Source organism: Devosia sp., assembly GCF_039927955.1.
In the GTDB taxonomy this organism is placed as follows: Bacteria; Pseudomonadota; Alphaproteobacteria; order Rhizobiales; family Devosiaceae; genus Devosia.
Genome location: NZ_JBDSUA010000075.1, coordinates 39731 through 58266, shown reverse-complemented (window position 1 = coordinate 58266; position 18536 = coordinate 39731). Strand labels below are relative to the sequence as shown.

Genomic DNA, 18536 nt, shown 5'->3' with positions numbered 1-18536 from the left:
CGGAAGAAAATCATGGCGAGTGGCGGTTGGGTACGCGCGGTTGGGGCCGCAGCACTGGTGATGCTGCTGGGCGTTGTTGCAACCATGCCGGCCGTTGCCGCCACCAAGATCACGGTCAATGGCGAGGCCATTACCGACATACAGATTTCCCAGCGCATCAAGCTGTTCGCGCTGGAAGGCAACAATACCGGCACGCGCGGCGCAACCCAGCAATTGATCGACGAAGCCCTGCAATTGCAGGAGGCCCAACGCTTGGGTATCAACGTTTCTCCCAGCCAGGTCGATGACGCCTTTCATCAGGTGGCGCGCAACCTCAAGCTCACCACGGACCGGCTGACGACGACGCTGCAATCGCAGGGCGTCAGCATCGATTCCCTGCGCAACCGCCTCAAGGCCGCCATCGCCTGGAGCGGTATCGTGCAGAACGCCGTGCAGCCACGTGTGCAGATTTCCGATCTGCAGCTTGATCAAGAGGCTGCCGCCAAGGTGACCGGCATCAACTCGTTCGATTATATTCTCAAGGAAATCATCTTCGTGGCGCCAGGCGGGAATGGCGCGGGCGGCCGCACCGCCCAGGCCAACAAATATCGCCAGCAGTTCACCGGCTGCGACACTGCGGTCGATCTGTCGCTGAATTTTACCGATGCGGCAGTGGTCGATGTCGGTCGCCGCCACGCGACGCAGATGCCTGAGGCAATTGCCAAGGAACTGGCGGGCCTCAACGTTGGCGGCATTACCAAGCCACGCGTGATCAACAGCGGCGTTTCCATGCTGGCCGTGTGCGAGAAGGCCCAGGCCGAAGACCTGACCTTTATCAAGAGCGATCTGCAAGCCGGTGCCGGCGGCGATGCCCTGAAGACCGAGGCAGCAAAATACATGGACGAGTTGCGCGCCAAGGCAAAGATCATTCGGAACTAACCGATCCGGCGCTCCGGCGCCGGCCATTTTGCCGTTTCGCTTTGGGGGTCAAATGGATAAGCCGCTGGCCATCAGCATGGGCGAACCCGCGGGGATCGGGCCGGATTTGATCCTGCAACTTTACGCCAATCGGCGGGAGCATACGCTGCCGCCGTTCTGTGTTTTCGGCAATGCTGACTTCCTGCGCCTGCGCGCCGTGCGGCTGGGGCTGACCATCGACATCAAAAGCGTGGAGGTTGCCGATGCCGGCCCGGTGTTCGGCTTTGCCCTGCCTGTCGTGTCAATTGATGGGCTGGTTTCGGACCATCCTGGCAAGACCAGCCTGTTAGCGGCCAAGGTGGTGATCGGCGCAATCGAGCATGCCGTGGCAGCGGTGATGAGTGGGGCTTGCCGGGCGCTGGTGACGGCGCCGATTCACAAGGCGGCGCTGTATCATGCCGGGTTCACCCATCCCGGCCATACCGAGTTCCTGGCGGCCCTATGCGCGATCGACGGCAAGGAGCGACTGCCGGTGATGATGCTGGCCCATGGCGGATTGCGCACTGTGCCGGTGACGATCCATATCCCGATCAGGGACGTTCCGGCACGGTTGAGCCAGGCACTGATTATCGACACCGTCAAAGTGGTCAACCATGACCTCAAGCACCGTTTCGGCATCGCCGAGCCGCGCATCGCCGTGGCGGGGCTGAACCCGCATGCAGGCGAAGGCGGCAATATCGGGACGGAAGATCTCGACATCATCGCTCCGGCCGTGGGGCAATTGCAGTTCGAAATGATCAATGCCGAAGGCCCCTTCCCGGCCGACACGCTGTTTTATCCGCCGCACTGGGAAAAATACGATGCTGTGGTGGCAATGTATCATGATCAGGCCCTGATCCCGATCAAGACGGTGGCGTTCGAGGATGCGGTCAACGTGACGCTGGGCCTGCCGATCGTGCGGACCTCGCCGGACCACGGCACGGCATTTGACCTTGCCGGCACCGGCAAGGGGTCGCCACGCAGCTTTCTGGCAGCTATACGGCTGGCCGACGAGATGACGCGCGGACCGCACTGAATGAGCCAAATCGACAATCTGCCGCCGTTGCGCGAGGTGATCGCGGAGCATGGCCTGCGCGCCAAAAAGGAACTCGGGCAGAACTTCCTGCTCGATCTGAACCTGACATCCCGCATCGCCCGCGTTGGCGGCTCGCTGGAAGGCGTTCGCGTCATCGAAGTGGGTCCGGGCCCCGGCGGGCTGACCCGGGCGCTGCTGGCCGAGGGCGCGCGCGAGGTAATCGCCATCGAGCGCGATCCACGCACCCTGCCGGCGCTGGCGCAGATTGCCGAAGCCTATCCGGGACGGCTGACGATCATTTCAGGCGACGCGCTGGAAATGGATTACCGGCTGTTGGCCGATGGTCCAACGCGGATCATCGCCAACCTGCCCTATAACATAGCCACACCGCTGCTGACCGGCTGGCTGACCAGCCAGCCCTGGCCACCATATTTCGAAAGCCTGACGCTGATGTTCCAGCGCGAAGTGGCCGAGCGCATCTGTGCCCGGCCGGGTGAAGACCCGTATGGCCGGCTGGGTGTGCTGGCAGGCTGGCGAACCGAGGCACGGATTGCCTTTAATGTCAGCCGCGAGGCGTTCACGCCGCAGCCGAACGTGACCTCGGCAGTTGTGCATCTGAAGCCGAAGGCAGTCGATGACACGGTGGCGGTGCGCGATCTGGAGAACGTCACCAAGGCGGCGTTCGGGCAGCGGCGCAAGATGGTGCGGCAGAGCCTGAAATCGCTCGGCGTGCCGGTGGAAGGCCTGCTGGCGGCAGCGGACCTCAAGGGCGACGAGCGGGCCGAGGAATTGCCGGTGGAGGCGTTTTTGGCGATGGCAAGGGTGTTGCCGGGGCTACGGTAAGCCACGTCCGGCCCTCGCCCCTTGAGGGAGAGGGACAGGAATTCTGCGTTCAGCAGAATTGCAGGGAGGGGTACTGCGCTGTCCATGCACGACGTTTGGAAAACACCCCTCATCCGCCCTTCGGGCACCTTCTCCCTCAAGGGGAAAAGGAAGACAGGGAATTACAGCGTGTCGATCTGGTTCTGCAGATCCTTGACGAAGGAGTCGAGCTGGATCAGGCGCTGGCGAACCAGGCGGGCGGCGGCGAGGATCGAGCGGATTTTTTGGGTCGAGGCTTCCAGGTCTTTGTTGATGACGATGTAATCGTACTCATTGTAGTGCTGCATTTCGATCTTGGCGTTGCGCAGGCGCTTTTCGATAGTGCCCGAGCTGTCCTGTGCGCGACGTTCGAGCCGGGCCCGCAATTCCTTGATCGAAGGGGGCAGGATGAACACTGTGACCATATCGGCGCGGCTCTTTTCGTAGAGCTGCAGCGTGCCCTGATAGTCGATGTCGAACAGGATATCGTTGCCGGCAGCCAGTTGTTCTTCGACCTTGGCGCGGGGCGTCCCGTAGAAATTATCGTGCACCTTGGCCCATTCGAGCAGTTCGCCATTGGCGCGCATGCGCTCGAAGGTGGGGACATCGACGAAGTAATAGTGGGTGCCTTCGACCTCATCAGTGCGGCGCGCGCGCGTGGTCACCGAAACCGACAGCTTGATATTGGGGTCCTGCCCGAACAATGAGCGCGAAATCGAGGATTTTCCCGCGCCCGACGGCGATGCGATAACTAGCATGACCCCGCGTCGCGTGAATTCCATCGTCCTGCCCTGCCCGCTGCTGCTTGTGGTTTGCGTAGTTGATCGAGCGGCGTGGCCCGGTCAAGTGAGTCGATATTGGGCTATTGCGGGGCGGTATCGTTGGCCTGTCCGGCTTCGAGCGCATCCTTGGCCGCATTGGCATCGGCGTCGGAATTTTCGGCGGCGGCCCGCTCGATCTGGCGGAACTTGGCGACGTTGGCCTGATGTTCCTTGTAGGTCGAGGCAAACACATGGCCATCAGCCGGATTGGCGGTGGCGGCGACGAAATAGAGGTAGCCGTGGGTATCCGGATTGGCGACGGCCTTGAGCGCATCGATGCCAGGATTGGCGATCGGTGTCGGCGGCAGGCCATCGATCTGGTAGGTATTGTAAGCAGTCTTCTGCTCGATTTCGGAGCGCTTCAGGCCGCGACCCAGCGTCGACTGACCCTTGGTGATGCCGTAGATGATGGTCGGGTCAGACTGCAGCCGCATGCTCTTCTTGAGCCGGTTGACGAATACCGCTGCCACTTCCGGCCGCTCGGTGGCGACACCGGTTTCCTTCTCTACAATGGACGCCAGCACGACGAGTTCGGCGGACGTCTTCAACGGCAAATCCAGATTGCGAGCGGCCCAGACCTTGGCCAGTTCCGTCGTCATCGCCGCCTGCATCTTTTCGAGCACGACCTGGCGGGAATCACCGGGGGTGTAGTCGTAAGAGCCGGGCAAGATGGAGCCTTCGGCGGGCAAGCTGGCGACTGTGGAGGTCAAGTCACTGACGTCATTGAGTTTTTGTACCACTTCCCAGGCGGTCCAGCCTTCGGGAATGGTGACAGCATAGCGGATCGGCGTGCCAGTGGTCAGTTCGCGCAGGATTTCGGCCATGCTGGCACCGGCGGGAATCTTGAAGTCGCCCTGTTTCAGATTGACCTGAGATTCCAGCACTTTGCCGCCGGCCTGGAAAATGAAGCGATTGCTGATCAGACCCTGCTCTTCGAGGCGCGACGCGGTGGCGCCGAGGCCGTTGCCGGATTCAACGCGGAACAGCTTTTCTTCCTTGGTCGGGCCACTGCCGTAATATTGCGATGCGGCGTAAACGACGAGACCGCAGGCAACGAGCATGGCGATGACGAACAACGACAGGAAGCCGTTGAGCAGGTCGATGAAGCCATTGCGACGGCGGGGTTTGCGCCTGGCCTTGCTATCAATCATCTGGCTCTAATCCTTGCGCTGCCGTTACCGCGCGGTGCGCAGCCGGATTTGTTGATCTTGGCGCCTCATCGAGACGCAGCAAAGCGTGCGCATTCTTCCTACCCAGCCCTGCAATGACAAGAGCAAACGGCCAGAAAGCCAAGAATGTGAACTTATTTAAGGTGGACAGGACGCCGGTCAGACGCGGCGCATCACCAGCGTCGCATTGGTGCCGCCAAAACCAAAGGAGTTGGACAGCGCGACGTTGATTTCCTTCTTGAACGCCTTCTTCGGCACCAGGTTGATGACCGTTTCGACCGACGGATTGTCGAGGTTCAGCGTGGGTGGCGCGATGTTATCGCGCATCGCCAGCAATGAGAAAATGGCTTCGACCGAGCCGGCGGCGCCAAGCAGATGCCCAATGGCAGACTTGGTGGACGACATGGCAACGTTTGGCGCGGCATCGCCCAGCATGCGGGTGACTGAGCCAAGCTCGATCTCATCACCCAGCGGCGTCGACGTGCCGTGGGCATTGATATAGTCGATCTCGGACGGGGAAATCCCGGCGCGCTTGATCGCCGCTTTCATGCAGCGGAATCCGCCATCGCCGTCTTCCGAGGGCGCGGTGATGTGGTGTGCATCGCCGGACAGACCATAGCCGATGATTTCGCCATAGATCTTGGCGCCACGGGCCTTTGCCCGTTCGTAATCTTCAAGCACAACGATGCCGGCGCCTTCTCCCATGACAAAACCATCACGGTCCTTGTCATAGGGGCGGGAGGCGGCCTGCGGATTATCGTTGAAACCGGTGGAGAGCGCGCGGCAGGCCGCAAAACCTGCCAGTGCCAGCCGGTTAACGCAGCTTTCGCTGCCGCCAGCGACCATGACGTCAGCATCGCCCAGGGCGATGAGGCGAGATGCGTCGCCTATGGCATGGGCACCGGTCGAGCAGGCCGTCACCACCGAGTGGTTCGGACCCTTGAGGCCGAAGCGGATGGAGACATAACCGGACGCCAGGTTGATCAGCCGGCCCGGAATGAAGAACGGGCTGATGCGGCGCGGACCCTTTTCATGCAGGGTAATGGAGGCTTCATAGATGCCCCCGACCCCGCCGATGCCCGAGCCGATCAGGACGCCAGTGCGTTCCTGCTCTTCCTGGGTCCTGGGTTCGACCCCGGCGTCGGCAATCGCCTGAGCGGCGGCGGCCATGGCATAGACGATGAAGGGATCAACCTTGCGCTGATCCTTCACGTCCATCCATTCGTCGGGATTGTATTTGCCGTCCGCATAGTCGCCGAGCGGAATGCGATGCGCGATCTGGCAGGCGATATCATCGACCTGAAAATCGTCGATGCGTCTGGCACCGCTCTTTCCGGCGAGGATATTGGACCACGTCGTTTCTACGCCGCACCCCAAAGGACTGACGATACCCAAACCGGTGACGACAACGCGGCGCAATTCCATAAAGCCATCCTACCGGATCAAGACTAGGGCAGGATCAGCCGACGGCCTTGGTCAGAAAGGAGACAGCATCCCCAAAGGTCTGGATGGATTCGGCAGCGTCGTCCGGAATTTCGACCGAGAATTCTTCCTCGAACGCCATCACCAGCTCGACCTGATCGAGCGAGTCGGCGCCCAGATCGTCAATGAAGCTCGCCTTTTCGACGACTTTCTCGCCATCCACATTGAGGTGTTCCACAACGATTTTGCGGACCCGATCAGCGACATCGCTCATGTTTGACTTCCCTTTTTGAAATCGACGTTTCGTTGGCTTCTTATTGGCGCAAAGCCAAGTATTCAAGCGCTGTGTTGGCTTGCACACATCAAGTGTAGGCGGGCTGCCCGGCACTCGCAAGATGGCCCGCTTTGTTCAGCAGCGGGGCGGATTAACATACTTCCATGGCCTTTGCCATAAGGCAAAGCCAAGCATTGACGGCACTTTGGCCCGATCAAACCATCGCCATGCCGCCGTTTACGTTCAGCGTCTGCCCAGTGATGTAGGCCGCGGCGTCGCTGGCAAGGAATACGGCACAACCCGCGATTTCCTGCGCGGTCCCCAAGCGACCCGATGGAATCGTTGCCAGGATCGCATCGCGCTGCTTGTCATTGAGTTCATCGGTCATCGCCGAGGCGATAAAACCGGGCGCAATCGAATTGACGGTGATGCCGCGCGAGGCCACCTCGTGGGCCAGCGCCTTGTTCATGCCGATCAGGCCGGCCTTGGAGGCGGCATAGTTGCCCTGCCCCGGATTGCCGGTGACGCCGACGACCGAGGAAATACCGATGATGCGCCCATGGCGCTGTTTCATCATGCCGCGCAGGCAGGAGCGCGTAAGGTGGAAGGCGGCAGTCAGGTTGACCGCAATCACCTCGTCCCATTCCTCATCCTTCATGCGCATGAACAGGTTGTCGCGGGTCATGCCGGCATTGTTGATCAGGATATCGAGGCCGCCGAGCGCCGCCTCGGCAGCAGGGACCAACTTGTCGACTTCGTCGAGCTTGGAAAGATTGCAGGGCAGGATCGGGCTATCGCCAGCGATTTCCCTGGCAGTGTCTTCGAGCGCACCGACGCGGGTGCCGCTGAGCGCAACACGGGCGCCGGCAGCAGCCAGCGCCTTGGCGATTTCGCGGCCAATGCCGCCGCTGGCGCCAGTCACGAGGGCGCGTTTTCCAGTCAGATCAAACATTTAGGCGTCCCCAGTCAAAAGCTGATTCAAGTGGTTGATGCGGTGATTCACGCAGTTCATGCGTTAAGTTCAGCAACGAAGGCGTCGATGTCGGCAGGCGTGCCGATGGCATTGGCGACCAGGTTCGCATCGATACGTTTTGCGAGTCCGGTCAACACTTTACCGGTGCCAAGCTCAACCAGATGCGTCACGCCGCCAGCGCCGGCCAGCCAGGCCACGCTCTCGGTCCAGCGGACCACGCCGGTGACCTGCTCCACCAGACGCTGACGGATATCGGCAGGGGTCTGAATCGGCGCGGCCAGAACGTTGGCGACCAATGGAACCACCGGAGCCTGCATCTGTACTTCGGCAAGGGCGGCGGCCATGGCATCGGCAGCGGGCTGCATCAGCGAGCAGTGGAATGGCGCGCTGACCGGCAATAATAGCGCGCGCTTGGCGCCCTTGGCCTTGGCAATATCGACAGCACGTTCGATGGCCCCGACAGCGCCGGAAATAACTGCCTGGCCGGGTGCGTTATCGTTGGCCATTTCGCAGACTTCGCCCTGCGCCGCTTCAGCGGCCACTTCGCGGGCGGTGGCAACGTCCAGCCCCAGCAGCGCCGCCATGGCGCCGTGGCCGACGGGAACGGCCTTCTGCATGGCTTGGCCGCGGATTTTGAGCAGGCGGGCGGTGTCGGCGACGGAGAAGGTGCCGGCCGCGCACAGCGCGGAGTATTCGCCGAGCGAATGACCGGCGACATAGGCCGCATGGTCGGCAAGGCGGACGCCCTTGGATTCGAGCACGCGGATTACGGCCAGGCTAACCGCCATCAGCGCCGGCTGGGCATTTTCGGTCAGCCGCAGTTCGTCATCTGAGCCTTCGAACATAATGGCCGACAACCGCTGGCCAAGAGCTTCGTCGACTTCCTGAAACACTGCGCGGGCTTCGGGATAGGTCGAGGCCAGCTCCTTGCCCATGCCGACAGCCTGGCTGCCCTGCCCGGGAAATGTGAATGCACGCTTGACCATGTAACCCCTCCGTTTTCCATCAACTTGGCCCGTGGGCGGACCGATGTCCAGTTGCGCGGCGTTTGGCCGGACTGTGTGGCAGAGTCAAGGCCAAGCGGGCAGTCCACTCAGCATTGACATTTCGGGATATCCCGAACTAATTTATGAGCAGAGGGAGACTCAGATGAGCAAACAACCAAGCCGCATCGCCAACAGCATCGGCCACTTTGACATCGCCGGACCCGACACCGCGACGCTGCAGGCGTTTTACGAAGCCACGTTTGGCTGGAAGACAAACGAGCGGGGACCGGGATATTCACTGATTGAAACAGCGCCGGGCGGGATCAACGGCGCCTTGGTCGAAGCGGCCGATGCCAGCCTGACCATTGGCATTGTCGTGCCGGACCTGAGCGCAGCCCTGGCGGCCGGGCTGTTGCAGGGCGGCACGATTGCCATGCCGGCGGTGGACAATGGTTGGGTCCAAAAGGCACAATTGCGTGATCCGGCCGGTAACCTGCTCACACTGATCCAAGGTTGAGCGTGATCGAACCGCAGCAACTGGACGAGTTAATGCGCGCATTGTCGCACAATGAACGGCGGGCGTTTATCGTGGCCTGCCGCGGACAGGCGCGTTCCGCGGGAGAGCTTGCGGCGCTGTCGTCGCTATCTCCGGCGGCGATCTCGGAGCATCTCAAGGTTTTGCGCAAGACCGGCTTGCTGGTGCTGGAGAAGCGCGGCCGAAGCTGGCTTTATCAGACCGACACCGCCGCCGTTGCCGCAGTCGTTCAGGCGATGCAGGCCCTAGTCGCCCCGTAACGCCAGCTTTTCCGCATATTCCCTTGCCTTTGGCGGCTCTTTCCCCTATTGCACCGCCAACGTTCGTTTGGCCGGGGGCTGAACGGAGGGTTTGTTATTGGTGAAAGCCGATGCAGATAGGGTGAAATATCCCGGCCTCCCGTGTTCCCGCTCTTTGCAAGACTGCTTTGATGCCTTTCCGGCTTCAAGGAGGCTCCGCGCCAATGGATGTTGAGTGAAACCCACTTAGAAAGGCGCCCTATATGGCCCTCTATGAGCATATCTATCTGGCCCGCCAGGACGTTTCTCCGACCCAGGTCGAAGAACTGACCGCTGCGCTGACCGAAATCCTGACCGCCAATGGCGGCAAGGTTACCAAGAACGAATATTGGGGCCTCAAGGGTCTCTCCTACCGCATCCGCAAGAATCGCAAGGCGCACTACTCGCTGCTGAACATCGAAGCACCGGCCGTTGCCGTTGCCGAAATGGAACGCCAGATGCGCATCAACGAAGACATCCTGCGCTTCATGACTGTCCGCGTGGACGAACTTGAAGAAGGCCCTTCGGCAATGATGCAGAAGCGCGACCGCGATGATCGTGGCGAGCGCGACGGTGGCCCTGGCGGCCGTCCCGACCGTGGCAATGACCGCGGTGGCTTTGGCGGCGGCGAACGCCGTCCGCGCCGTTTCTAAGATAAGGACATCAAGCTATGGCAATTCGTGACCTAACCACCGCCCAGGCCCGCCGTCCGTTCCAGCGTCGGCGCAAGACCTGCCCGTTCTCGGGCGAAGGCGCACCAAAGATCGACTACAAGGACGTGCGCCTGCTGTCGCGCTACGTTTCCGAGCGCGGCAAAATCGTTCCAAGCCGCATCACTGCCGTTTCGGCCCTGAAGCAGCGCGAACTGGCCAAGGCCATCAAGCGCGCCCGCTTTATCGGCATCATGCCTTACGCTGTCCAATAAGCTCACTGGGACGGCCATCTAGTGGCGATCTGCTGCGCTTCCGGTGCTCACGTACTTAAGTACGCTCCGCTCCGGTTCTCGCAGATCACCACTGTCTGTTCCGCCCCAGCGGCTTCTTGTCCGCGTAAGCGTGCCCCCACAAGGGCACCACGTTGAGGCTTCGGATGGTCCGGGGCTTCTAACCGCCAACAAGGCGGGACAGCTCAAAGGAATTTTGCAATGAAAGTTATCATGCTCGAGCGCATCGCGCGCACCGGCAATATCGGCGACGAAGTCACCGTCAAGGACGGCTTCGCCCGTAACTTCCTCCTGCCCCAGGGCAAGGCTCTGCGCGCCACCGCCGCGAACCGTGAAAAGTTCAAGGTCGAACGCGTCAATATCGAAAAGCGCAATGACGAACGCCGCGATCAGGCTGCCGGCATCGCCACTGGCCTCAATGGCAAGACCGTCATCATCATCCGCCAGGCTGGTGAAACCGGCCAACTCTACGGTTCGGTCGCTTCGCGCGATATCGTGGAAGCACTGGCAGCCGAAGGCTTTGTGGTCCAGCGCGCCCAGGTTGACCTTGCCGAACCGATCAAGTCGGTTGGCATGCACACCGTATCCCTGAACCTGCACGCCGAAGTCGCCGTTTCGATCAACGTCAACGTTGCTCGCTCGGGTGACGAAGCGGCCCGCCAGGACCAGGGCGAAGACCTGACCGTCACCGTCTATGACGAAGACGTCAACAGCGACTTCGCCGCCGGCCAGAAAGACGCCAAGCAGGACGATCGTTTCGACGACGAACTGTAAAATCCGTCCGACAAAAATTGTGAAAAGGCCGGGTGCAGACCCGGCCTTTTTGTTTGTCACAGCGTGATTGGCCAAACGAGTGCCGACTCGGTCATTATTCAGGCACCGAGTTGTGCAAGGAAATGAATCGGCTAGTCCCGTTATCCCCGATCTTAACAGCCGCTCTTTGGACGGCGTTAACTATCAAAAAGTTAGGTCAAGACTCTCGACCGCCGCCCGTGGTTAAGAACCATTAACCTTTGAGGCAATCCATGGCAGAGATCACGCGGCTCCACCCAGCCGCCGAAGATAAATCATTCCGCCTGGCGCCCCACAACGTGGAGGCCGAACAGGCGTTGCTGGGTGCAATTCTGGTCAACAACGAAGCGTTTTATCGGGTCTCGGATTTCCTTGATCCGGACCATTTCTACGAGCCGATTCACCGCGAAATCTATGAGGTGATCGGTAAGTTCATCCGCGCCGGTAAGTCGGCCGATCCGATCACCATCAAGACCCACCTGCCCGAAGCGCTGCTGGCCGATATGACCATGCCGCAATATCTGGCGCGGCTCGCCGCCGAAGCGACCACGGTGCTGAACGCTGCTGACTATGGGCGTGCCGTGCATGATCTGGCGTTGCGCCGGGCGCTGATTCTGATCGGCGAAGAGATGGTGTCGACCGCCTATGAATCCGAGGTGGAGACAACGCCGGACAAGCAGATCGAGGAAGTCGAAGGCGCGCTGTTTCAACTGGCCGAAAAGGGCCGCTACGATGGCGGTTTCCAGCCTTTCAATGCCTCGCTCAAGGACGCCATCCGCATGGCGGGCGACGCCTATAGCCGCGACGGGAGTTTGTCGGGCACTGCCACTGGCCTCAGCGATCTGGATCGGCTGATGGGCGGATTGCAGCGTTCGGACTTGATCATCCTTGCGGCGCGTCCGGCGATGGGCAAGACGGCTCTGGTGACCAATATCGCCTTCCACGTCGCCAAGGAGTTCAAGGCTGACGTGACTCCGGACGGGCATCGCAAGACGGTCAACGGCGGAATTGTTGGCTTTTTCAGCCTCGAAATGAGTTCCGAACAGTTGGCCACCCGTATTCTGGCGGAACAGGCGGGCATTTCGTCATCCGACATTCGCCGCGGCAATATCCACGAAAGCCAGTTCTCCAAACTGGTAGATGTATCCGCGCAGATGGCGCAGATGCCGCTTTACATCGACGATACCGGCGGCATCAGCGTGGCCCAACTCGCCGCCCGCGCCCGAAGGCTCAAGCGTCAGAAAGGGCTGGATCTGCTGGTGGTGGACTACCTGCAACTGCTGTCGGGTTCGACTAAGGCATCGAGCCAGAACCGCGTGCAGGAATTGACCGAGATCACCACCACGCTCAAGGCGCTGGCCAAGGAACTGGAAGTGCCGATCATTGCGCTGAGCCAGCTTTCCCGCCAGGTCGAGAACCGCGACGACAAGCACCCGCAACTGGCGGATTTGCGCGAATCGGGCTCTATCGAGCAGGACGCCGACGTGGTGCTGTTTGTTTACCGGGAAGAGTATTATCTCAAGAACAAGGAGCCCAAAGAGGGCTCGCCTGAGCATCTGGCCTGGCAGGGGGAAATGGAAAAGGTTCACGGCAAGGCCGAAGTGATCATCGGCAAGCAGCGCCACGGCCCGACGGGCACGGTGCAGTTGTCGTTCGAGGCGCAGTTCACCCGCTTCGGCAATCTTGCACGCGCCGACTACCTGCCGGAGCGCATGGAATAAGCATGGCATTGCAATCGGGCCTTGGGGGGCACCTGACTGTCGATCTGGGGGCACTGGTCCGCAATTGGCGGGCACTGGATAAAGTCAGCGCCGGATCGCTGACCGCTGCGGTGGTCAAGGGCGATGCCTATGGCACCGGTATCGTTGCATCGGCCAAGGCGCTGTACGCCGCTGGCGCGCGGTTCTTTTTTACCGCGACAGTCGATGAGGCCATCCAGGTGCGCGCCGCGCTTCAGGATGCCTACATTTTCGTGCTCAACGGGCTGTATCCCGGCGCGGCCAATCTCTATGTGCGGCAGAACCTGATGCCGGTGCTGTCCTCGATCCCGATGCTGGAAGAGTGGCTGACCAAGTGCCTGGAGCGCAACGAGGCCTACCCGGCGGCGCTGCATTTCGATACCGGGATGAACCGGTTGGGGTTCCGGCTCAATGAAGCGGTAACAGTGCGCAAGCAGATCGAGCATCTGGGCTATGCCCCGCAAATGGTGATGAGCCATCTGGCCTGCGCCGATCAACCCAATCACGAAAAGAACCGTACCCAGTTGGCCCTGTTCCAGTCGGTGATTTCACAGTTTCCCGGCATTCCGGCCTCGATCGCCAATTCGGCGGGCGTGATGGCGGGGCGTGATTATCACTTCCAGATGGTGCGCCCCGGGGTGGCACTATATGGCGGTCGCGCCGTGATCGGGCGCAAAAACCCGATGGCGCCGGTGGTGACCCTGCATGCCCCGATCCTGCAAGTGAAGGAAGCGCGGACCGGCGAGACCGTGGGCTATGGCGCTTCGGTGACACTAGCGCGCGAGACCCGGCTGGCAATTGTCGGGCTGGGCTATGCCGACGGCTTTTTCCGCTCATTGTCGGGCAGCTATAACCGCCCCGGTGGCAAGGTGGCGGTGCGCGGGCATATCTGCCCGGTGGTCGGCAAGGTGTCGATGGATCTGATCGCGGTGGACATCACTGAACTTGGCTCCGACATTCCGCTGCCCGGGGAAGGAGTGGAAGTGCTGGGGCCGACTATTGGTGTCGATGACCAGGCCGATGCCGGCGGCACCATCGGCTACGAAATACTCACCTCGCTGAAGGGCCGCTATACGCGTAGCTATGTTGGCGGCGAGGCAGAGTAGTGTTCGCTTTTTGTTCTTGTCGTCAACCTGATTTTCTGTAATTGTCTCAAAGTGTCTTTTCCCGCTGAAACGGCACGGCGGGAGGAACAATGTCCTTTCATCTCAGATCAAGACAGGACCCCCTTTGGCCAAATCCAAATCCAGCTTCATCTGCCAGGCCTGTGGGGCGGTTTATTCGCGTTGGCAGGGGCGGTGCGATGCCTGCGGCGATTGGAATACCATTGTCGAGGAAATCGAAGACAGCGGTGTCGGAGCCGGGCCCAAGACGGCCAAGGCCGGCGGCAAGCCGGCGCAACTGGTGCCGCTATCGGGGGAAACCGAAAGCGCTGCGCGTGTCGTCACCGGCATTGCCGAACTGGACCGGGTGACCGGTGGCGGTTTCGTGATGGGGTCGGCGCTGCTGGTCGGCGGCGATCCGGGCATTGGTAAATCGACGCTGTTGTTACAGGCGGCGGCGGCTTTGGCCAATCGCGGCAAGCGCGTCATCTACGTGTCGGGCGAAGAAGCGGTGGCGCAGGTGCGGTTGCGGGCGCAGCGGCTTGGCCTGGGCGAGGCCGATGTACTACTGGCGGCCGAGACCAATGTCGAAATCATCCTGGCGACACTGCAGAACGGCCCTGCGCCGGATCTGGTGATCATTGACTCGATCCAGACACTGTGGACCGACCGGGTCGACAGCGCGCCAGGCACCGTGACCCAGGTGCGCACCTCGGCGCAGGCGCTGACGCGGTTCGCCAAAAAGAGCGGTGCGGCGGTGGTGCTGGTTGGCCACGTGACCAAGGACGGGCAGATTGCCGGTCCACGCGTGGTGGAGCACATGGTCGATGCGGTGCTATATTTTGAGGGCGACACCAGCCATACCTTCCGTATTCTGCGTGGCGTGAAGAACCGCTATGGCGCCACCGACGAAATCGGCGTGTTCGAAATGACCACGCTGGGGCTGAGCCAGGTTGCCAATCCCTCGGCGCTGTTCCTGGATCAGCGCGATGAAGGAGCGGCTGGTTCGGCGGTGTTTGCCGGCATGGAGGGCACGCGACCGCTGCTGGTGGAGATTCAGGCGCTGGTAGCGCCATCGCCACTGGGCACGCCGCGCCGGGCGGTGATCGGCTGGGATTCATCCCGATTGTCGATGGTACTGGCGGTGCTGGAAACCCGATGCGGGGTACGGATCGGGGCCAATGACATCTATCTCAATGTCGCGGGTGGCTTGAAGATCAACGAACCGGCGGCGGATCTGGCCGTGGCGGCGGCGCTGATCTCGTCGTTGACCGGCTCGCCACTGCCCTCTGACGCGGTGTATTTCGGCGAAATCTCGCTGGCCGGCGGTATCCGGCCGGTGGTGCATGGATCGCAGCGCCTGCGTGAGGCACAAAAGCTGGGCTTTGGCTCGGTATCGACCGGGCGCCTCAACGCGGCGGATCGCAATTCGGGGATGGAGATTTCCGAATTCACCAATCTGGCCGATCTGGTGGGGCGGATTGCAGCTGGCGGCAAGCGCGCGGCAGCTGCTGAATGAGCCGATCTGTTGCAGCAATGTCATGCTTTCTGGGAACATCGCTTGTGCGAGGCCCCGAATCCCTTGGCAGGGCCGGGGAAAGCCGCTAAACGAGGCCCATTAAGGGCTCAGGCAACTACTGGGGCAGGCGAGTAAGACATGTTAACTGCATTTGACGTTGGCGTCGGGGTGCTTGTTCTGATCTCGGCAATCCTGGCCACGGCGCGCGGCTTGACCCGCGAAGTGCTGTCGCTGGCGACCTGGGCCGGCTCTGCCGCCATCGCCATTTATATGTTGCTCTATCATCCTGATATTGCGCACAAATACATCGCTGAAGAGGTCGTCGCCAATATTGCGACCGTCGTCGTGACCTTCATTGTCGCACTGATCGTGCTGCATCTTTTGACGATGCGCATTGCCGACTTTGTCGTCGACAGCAAGATCGGGCCACTGGATCGCACCCTGGGCTTTATCTTTGGCGTGCTGCGTGGCCTGTTGATCGCTGTGGTGGTGGTGATTTTTGGCACCTGGCTGCTGGGCGAAAAGCTGCCGCCATGGGCCAAGGATTCGCAGTCGCTGCCGCATCTGGACGCTGCCGGCAAAACCCTGATTTCTATGCTGCCGCAAAATCTGCAGGATCAGGTCAATGATATTCTCAAGGGCAAGGCCACCAAGCCTGATGACAGCACCGGCCCCGCCGATGCTGTCGCGCCGACCGAAGACAATCAGACCGATTCAACCGAAGACAGCACGGTTCCGGCGGCCCCTGGCGCTGCTCCGGCTGCGCCTGCCGCAGCGACACCGGCAAAGCCGGTCTGACCGATCCCGACAGGCCTCGTGCTTGTCCTCAGGTGCCCCACAAGGGCACCTTAGCCTTTGGTGCATAAACCAGTTCTGCCGTTTGGCAGTCACGGTATGGAGAGCCCCTTGAGCCATCCCGACGACGGTACTTTCGATATGTATGGCGACACCCTGCGCGAAGAGTGCGGGGTGTTCGGCATTTTGGGGCACCCCGATGCTCCAACGCTGACAGCGCTGGGGCTGCATGCGCTGCAGCACCGCGGCCAGGAAGCGGCGGGCATCGTCACCTTCGACGGTCGGCAGTTCCATTCCGAACGCCAGCTTGGCCTGGTCGGCGATCATTTCACCGATCCGGCGACGCTCAAACGCATTCCGGGCACCATGGCGATGGGCCATGTGCGCTATTCGACTACTGGCGAAACCATTCTGCGCAATGTGCAACCGCTGTTTGCCGAGTTGGAAGTGGGCGGTATCGCCATTGCCCATAACGGTAACCTGACCAATGGCTTGACGCTGCGCCGCAAGCTGATCGCGCAAGGCGCCATCTGCCAATCCACATCCGACACCGAAGTGATCCTGCATCTCATCGCCCGCTCGCAGCGGACCTCGTCGTCCGACCGGTTTGTCGATGCGATTGGGGCCGTGGAAGGCGCTTATGCGATGGTCGCCATGACCCGCACCAAGCTGATCGGCGCGCGTGACCCCAACGGCATCCGCCCGCTGGTGCTGGGCGATCTGGACGGCAAGCCGATCTTCGCCTCGGAAACCTGTGCGCTCGACATCATTGGCGCCAAGTTTGTGCGCGATGTCGAAAACGGCGAAGTGGTGGTCTGTGAAATCCAGCCCGACGGTTCGATCACCATCGAATCGCTGAAGCCGTTCCAGCCACGCCGCGAGCGGATGTGCCTGTTCGAATATGTGTATTTTGCCCGTCCCGACTCTATGGTGGCCGGCCGCAGCGTTTATACCGCGCGCAAGCGCATGGGCATCAACCTGGCCAAGGAATGTCCGGTCGAAGCGGACGTCGTGGTGCCGGTGCCCGATGGTGGCACGCCGGCGGCGATTGGTTTTGCCCAGGCCAGCGGCATTCCGTTTGAGCTGGGCATTATCCGCAACCATTATGTGGGCCGCACTTTCATCGAACCGACTCAGTCGATCCGTGCCTTTGGCGTCAAGCTCAAGCATTCGGCCAACCGCGCGGAAATAGCCGGCAAGCGCGTGGTGCTGATCGATGACTCGATCGTGCGCGGTACAACCTCGCTCAAGATTGTGCAAATGATCCGCGAAGCGGGCGCCAAGGAAGTGCATATCCGTGTCGCCAGCCCGATGATTTTCTATTCGGACTATTACGGTATCGACACGCCCGATCCGGAAAAGCTGCTGGCCAACCAGCATAAGGATCTGGCCTCGATGTGCAAATTCATCGGCGCCGACTCGCTGGCTTTCCTGTCGATCGACGGGCTTTACGACGCGGTGGGCGGGGAAAAGCGCAATAACAAGGCGCCGCAGTTCACCGACCACTATTTCACGGGCGACTATCCGACGCAGTTGACTGATCTCAATGGGCGCACCAAGAACGAGCCCAAACAGATTTCCCTGCTGCGCGAGGCCGGTTAATGGCGAAGACGAAGGCCCCACTGTCGAACAAGGATCTTGCTGGTAAAGTCGTATTGGTCACCGGCGCATCGCGCGGGCTGGGCTATGCGGCGGCGCGCGAGGCGGCAGCCCGCGGCGCCCATGTCGTTGCGGTGGCGCGTACGGTGGGCGGGCTGGAAGAACTGGATGATGAAATCCAGGATCTTGGATCGTCCGCGACGCTGGTGCCGCTTGACCTCAAGGACGGGGCAGCGATCGACCGGCTTGGCGCTGCAATCTTTGAGCGCTGGGGTGCGCTTGACGGGTTGATCGCCAATGCGGCGATGCTGGGGACGCTGAGCCCCCTGCCCCATATTACGCCCGAAGAGTTCGACAAGGTAATGGCGATCAACGTCACCGCCAATTACCGGCTGCTGCGGTCCATGGACCTGCTGCTGCGCCAGGCCGATGCCGGGCGCGCGGTGTTCGTCTCGTCTTCGTCGGCCCGTTCGGCCCGACCTTATTGGGGGCTTTATGCTGCCAGCAAGGCGGCGGTCGATGCCATGGTCAAGTCCTATGCCGGGGAAATGGACCAGACCAGCGTGCGCACCAACCTGTTCTATCCCGGCGCCATGCGCACCGCGATGCGCGCCAAGGCGGTTCCCGGCGAAGATCCGGATACGCTGACGCGCCCTGCCGAGATCGCGCCCAAGCTGGTCGATCTGATTTCGCCCGCCCTGAGCGTGAACGGCAAGCTGTTCGATATACGCACCGGTGCGTTCGAAGAAATCTGA

General features: G+C 61.2%; 20 protein-coding genes. 14 read left to right on the top strand and 6 right to left on the bottom strand.

Features of this window, described 5'->3' with window-relative positions; translation table 11 throughout:
* Positions 1 to 12: 12 nt before the first annotated feature.
* The 3 genes from ABIT12_RS17650 to rsmA are packed head-to-tail and all read left to right on the top strand — an operon-like array spanning position 13 to position 2815.
* A complete protein-coding gene (locus tag ABIT12_RS17650) occupies positions 13 to 918 on the top strand; it encodes a peptidylprolyl isomerase (protein WP_348040534.1) in 906 nt (301 codons plus the stop codon).
* Positions 919 to 970: 52 nt separating this feature from the next.
* Entirely contained in the window at positions 971 to 1972 is a 1002-nt protein-coding gene (gene pdxA, locus ABIT12_RS17645) for a 4-hydroxythreonine-4-phosphate dehydrogenase PdxA (protein WP_348040532.1), read from the top strand.
* Entirely contained in the window at positions 1973 to 2815 is an 843-nt protein-coding gene (gene rsmA / locus ABIT12_RS17640; protein WP_348040530.1) for a 16S rRNA (adenine(1518)-N(6)/adenine(1519)-N(6))-dimethyltransferase RsmA, read from the top strand.
* Between the two features lie 161 nt (positions 2816 to 2976).
* Here rsmA and gmk read toward each other — a convergent pair whose 3' ends face one another.
* From gmk to fabD, 6 genes are all read right to left on the bottom strand, one after another.
* Complete coding sequence (gmk, locus tag ABIT12_RS17635; RefSeq protein WP_348040528.1) at positions 2977 to 3591, bottom strand: guanylate kinase; 615 nt, start codon at positions 3589 to 3591, stop codon at positions 2977 to 2979.
* Between the two features lie 104 nt (positions 3592 to 3695).
* The gene (gene mltG / locus ABIT12_RS17630) at positions 3696 to 4805 is read right to left on the bottom strand and encodes an endolytic transglycosylase MltG (RefSeq protein WP_348040526.1); all 1110 of its coding nucleotides are present in this window, start codon (positions 4803 to 4805) and stop codon (positions 3696 to 3698) included.
* 177 nt (positions 4806 to 4982) lie between these two features.
* Complete coding sequence (gene fabF, locus ABIT12_RS17625; RefSeq protein WP_348040578.1) at positions 4983 to 6242, bottom strand: beta-ketoacyl-ACP synthase II; 1260 nt, start codon at positions 6240 to 6242, stop codon at positions 4983 to 4985.
* A 40-nt stretch (positions 6243 to 6282) separates the two neighbouring features.
* Positions 6283 to 6519 (bottom strand): acyl carrier protein, encoded by a 237-nt coding sequence (locus ABIT12_RS17620; protein ID WP_046169329.1) that lies wholly within the window; start codon positions 6517 to 6519, stop codon positions 6283 to 6285.
* 214 nt (positions 6520 to 6733) lie between these two features.
* The gene (fabG, locus tag ABIT12_RS17615; RefSeq protein WP_348040524.1) at positions 6734 to 7471 is read right to left on the bottom strand and encodes a 3-oxoacyl-[acyl-carrier-protein] reductase; all 738 of its coding nucleotides are present in this window, start codon (positions 7469 to 7471) and stop codon (positions 6734 to 6736) included.
* A 56-nt stretch (positions 7472 to 7527) separates the two neighbouring features.
* A complete protein-coding gene (fabD, locus tag ABIT12_RS17610) occupies positions 7528 to 8478 on the bottom strand; it encodes an ACP S-malonyltransferase (RefSeq protein ID WP_348040522.1) in 951 nt (316 codons plus the stop codon).
* 163 nt (positions 8479 to 8641) lie between these two features.
* Here fabD and ABIT12_RS17605 point away from each other — a divergent pair, with 163 nt between their 5' ends.
* The 11 genes from ABIT12_RS17605 to ABIT12_RS17555 all read left to right on the top strand — a co-directional run bounded on the left by ABIT12_RS17605 (position 8642) and on the right by ABIT12_RS17555 (position 18536).
* The gene (locus ABIT12_RS17605; RefSeq protein WP_348040520.1) at positions 8642 to 8995 is read left to right on the top strand and encodes a VOC family protein; all 354 of its coding nucleotides are present in this window, start codon (positions 8642 to 8644) and stop codon (positions 8993 to 8995) included.
* A gap of 2 nt (positions 8996 to 8997) precedes the next feature.
* Positions 8998 to 9273, top strand: coding sequence for a metalloregulator ArsR/SmtB family transcription factor (locus ABIT12_RS17600; protein ID WP_348040576.1), 276 nt, complete (start codon positions 8998 to 9000; stop codon positions 9271 to 9273).
* 242 nt (positions 9274 to 9515) lie between these two features.
* On the top strand, positions 9516 to 9944 hold the full coding sequence (gene rpsF, locus ABIT12_RS17595) for a 30S ribosomal protein S6 (RefSeq protein ID WP_348040518.1): 429 nt from the start codon (positions 9516 to 9518) through the stop codon (positions 9942 to 9944).
* Between the two features lie 17 nt (positions 9945 to 9961).
* Positions 9962 to 10216, top strand: coding sequence for a 30S ribosomal protein S18 (gene rpsR, locus ABIT12_RS17590; protein WP_348040516.1), 255 nt, complete (start codon positions 9962 to 9964; stop codon positions 10214 to 10216).
* Positions 10217 to 10435: 219 nt separating this feature from the next.
* Positions 10436 to 11008, top strand: coding sequence for a 50S ribosomal protein L9 (rplI, locus tag ABIT12_RS17585; protein WP_348040514.1), 573 nt, complete (start codon positions 10436 to 10438; stop codon positions 11006 to 11008).
* A gap of 251 nt (positions 11009 to 11259) precedes the next feature.
* The gene (locus ABIT12_RS17580) at positions 11260 to 12747 is read left to right on the top strand and encodes a replicative DNA helicase (RefSeq protein WP_348040512.1); all 1488 of its coding nucleotides are present in this window, start codon (positions 11260 to 11262) and stop codon (positions 12745 to 12747) included.
* A gap of 2 nt (positions 12748 to 12749) precedes the next feature.
* Complete coding sequence (gene alr / locus ABIT12_RS17575; RefSeq protein ID WP_348040510.1) at positions 12750 to 13871, top strand: alanine racemase; 1122 nt, start codon at positions 12750 to 12752, stop codon at positions 13869 to 13871.
* A 124-nt stretch (positions 13872 to 13995) separates the two neighbouring features.
* Positions 13996 to 15387, top strand: a complete 1392-nt coding sequence (radA, locus tag ABIT12_RS17570) for a DNA repair protein RadA (protein ID WP_348040508.1) — start codon at positions 13996 to 13998, stop codon at positions 15385 to 15387.
* A gap of 138 nt (positions 15388 to 15525) precedes the next feature.
* Positions 15526 to 16185: a CvpA family protein gene (locus tag ABIT12_RS17565; protein ID WP_348040506.1), complete on the top strand. Its 660-nt coding sequence runs from the start codon at positions 15526 to 15528 to the stop codon at positions 16183 to 16185.
* Positions 16186 to 16281: 96 nt separating this feature from the next.
* Positions 16282 to 17784 (top strand): amidophosphoribosyltransferase, encoded by a 1503-nt coding sequence (gene purF / locus ABIT12_RS17560; RefSeq protein WP_348040504.1) that lies wholly within the window; start codon positions 16282 to 16284, stop codon positions 17782 to 17784.
* On the top strand, positions 17784 to 18536 hold the full coding sequence (locus ABIT12_RS17555) for an SDR family NAD(P)-dependent oxidoreductase (RefSeq protein ID WP_348040502.1): 753 nt from the start codon (positions 17784 to 17786) through the stop codon (positions 18534 to 18536). The genes purF and ABIT12_RS17555 overlap by 1 nt, the downstream gene beginning before the upstream one ends.

What these genes read in the sequence shown, in the direction of transcription:
- ABIT12_RS17650 (WP_348040534.1), top strand. Translation starts at nt 13, where the DNA reads ATGGCGAGTGGCGGTTGGGTACGCGCGGTTGGGGCCGCAGCACTGGTG.
- pdxA (WP_348040532.1), top strand. Translation starts at nt 971, where the DNA reads ATGGATAAGCCGCTGGCCATCAGCATGGGCGAACCCGCGGGGATCGGG.
- rsmA (WP_348040530.1), top strand. Translation starts at nt 1,973, where the DNA reads ATGAGCCAAATCGACAATCTGCCGCCGTTGCGCGAGGTGATCGCGGAG.
- gmk (WP_348040528.1), bottom strand. Translation starts at nt 3,591, where the DNA reads ATGCTAGTTATCGCATCGCCGTCGGGCGCGGGAAAATCCTCGATTTCG.
- mltG (WP_348040526.1), bottom strand. Translation starts at nt 4,805, where the DNA reads ATGATTGATAGCAAGGCCAGGCGCAAACCCCGCCGTCGCAATGGCTTC.
- ABIT12_RS17620 (WP_046169329.1), bottom strand. Translation starts at nt 6,519, where the DNA reads ATGAGCGATGTCGCTGATCGGGTCCGCAAAATCGTTGTGGAACACCTC.
- fabG (WP_348040524.1), bottom strand. Translation starts at nt 7,471, where the DNA reads ATGTTTGATCTGACTGGAAAACGCGCCCTCGTGACTGGCGCCAGCGGC.
- fabD (WP_348040522.1), bottom strand. Translation starts at nt 8,478, where the DNA reads ATGGTCAAGCGTGCATTCACATTTCCCGGGCAGGGCAGCCAGGCTGTC.
- ABIT12_RS17605 (WP_348040520.1), top strand. Translation starts at nt 8,642, where the DNA reads ATGAGCAAACAACCAAGCCGCATCGCCAACAGCATCGGCCACTTTGAC.
- rpsF (WP_348040518.1), top strand. Translation starts at nt 9,516, where the DNA reads ATGGCCCTCTATGAGCATATCTATCTGGCCCGCCAGGACGTTTCTCCG.
- rpsR (WP_348040516.1), top strand. Translation starts at nt 9,962, where the DNA reads ATGGCAATTCGTGACCTAACCACCGCCCAGGCCCGCCGTCCGTTCCAG.
- rplI (WP_348040514.1), top strand. Translation starts at nt 10,436, where the DNA reads ATGAAAGTTATCATGCTCGAGCGCATCGCGCGCACCGGCAATATCGGC.
- ABIT12_RS17580 (WP_348040512.1), top strand. Translation starts at nt 11,260, where the DNA reads ATGGCAGAGATCACGCGGCTCCACCCAGCCGCCGAAGATAAATCATTC.
- alr (WP_348040510.1), top strand. Translation starts at nt 12,750, where the DNA reads ATGGCATTGCAATCGGGCCTTGGGGGGCACCTGACTGTCGATCTGGGG.
- ABIT12_RS17565 (WP_348040506.1), top strand. Translation starts at nt 15,526, where the DNA reads ATGTTAACTGCATTTGACGTTGGCGTCGGGGTGCTTGTTCTGATCTCG.
- purF (WP_348040504.1), top strand. Translation starts at nt 16,282, where the DNA reads ATGGAGAGCCCCTTGAGCCATCCCGACGACGGTACTTTCGATATGTAT.
- ABIT12_RS17555 (WP_348040502.1), top strand. Translation starts at nt 17,784, where the DNA reads ATGGCGAAGACGAAGGCCCCACTGTCGAACAAGGATCTTGCTGGTAAA.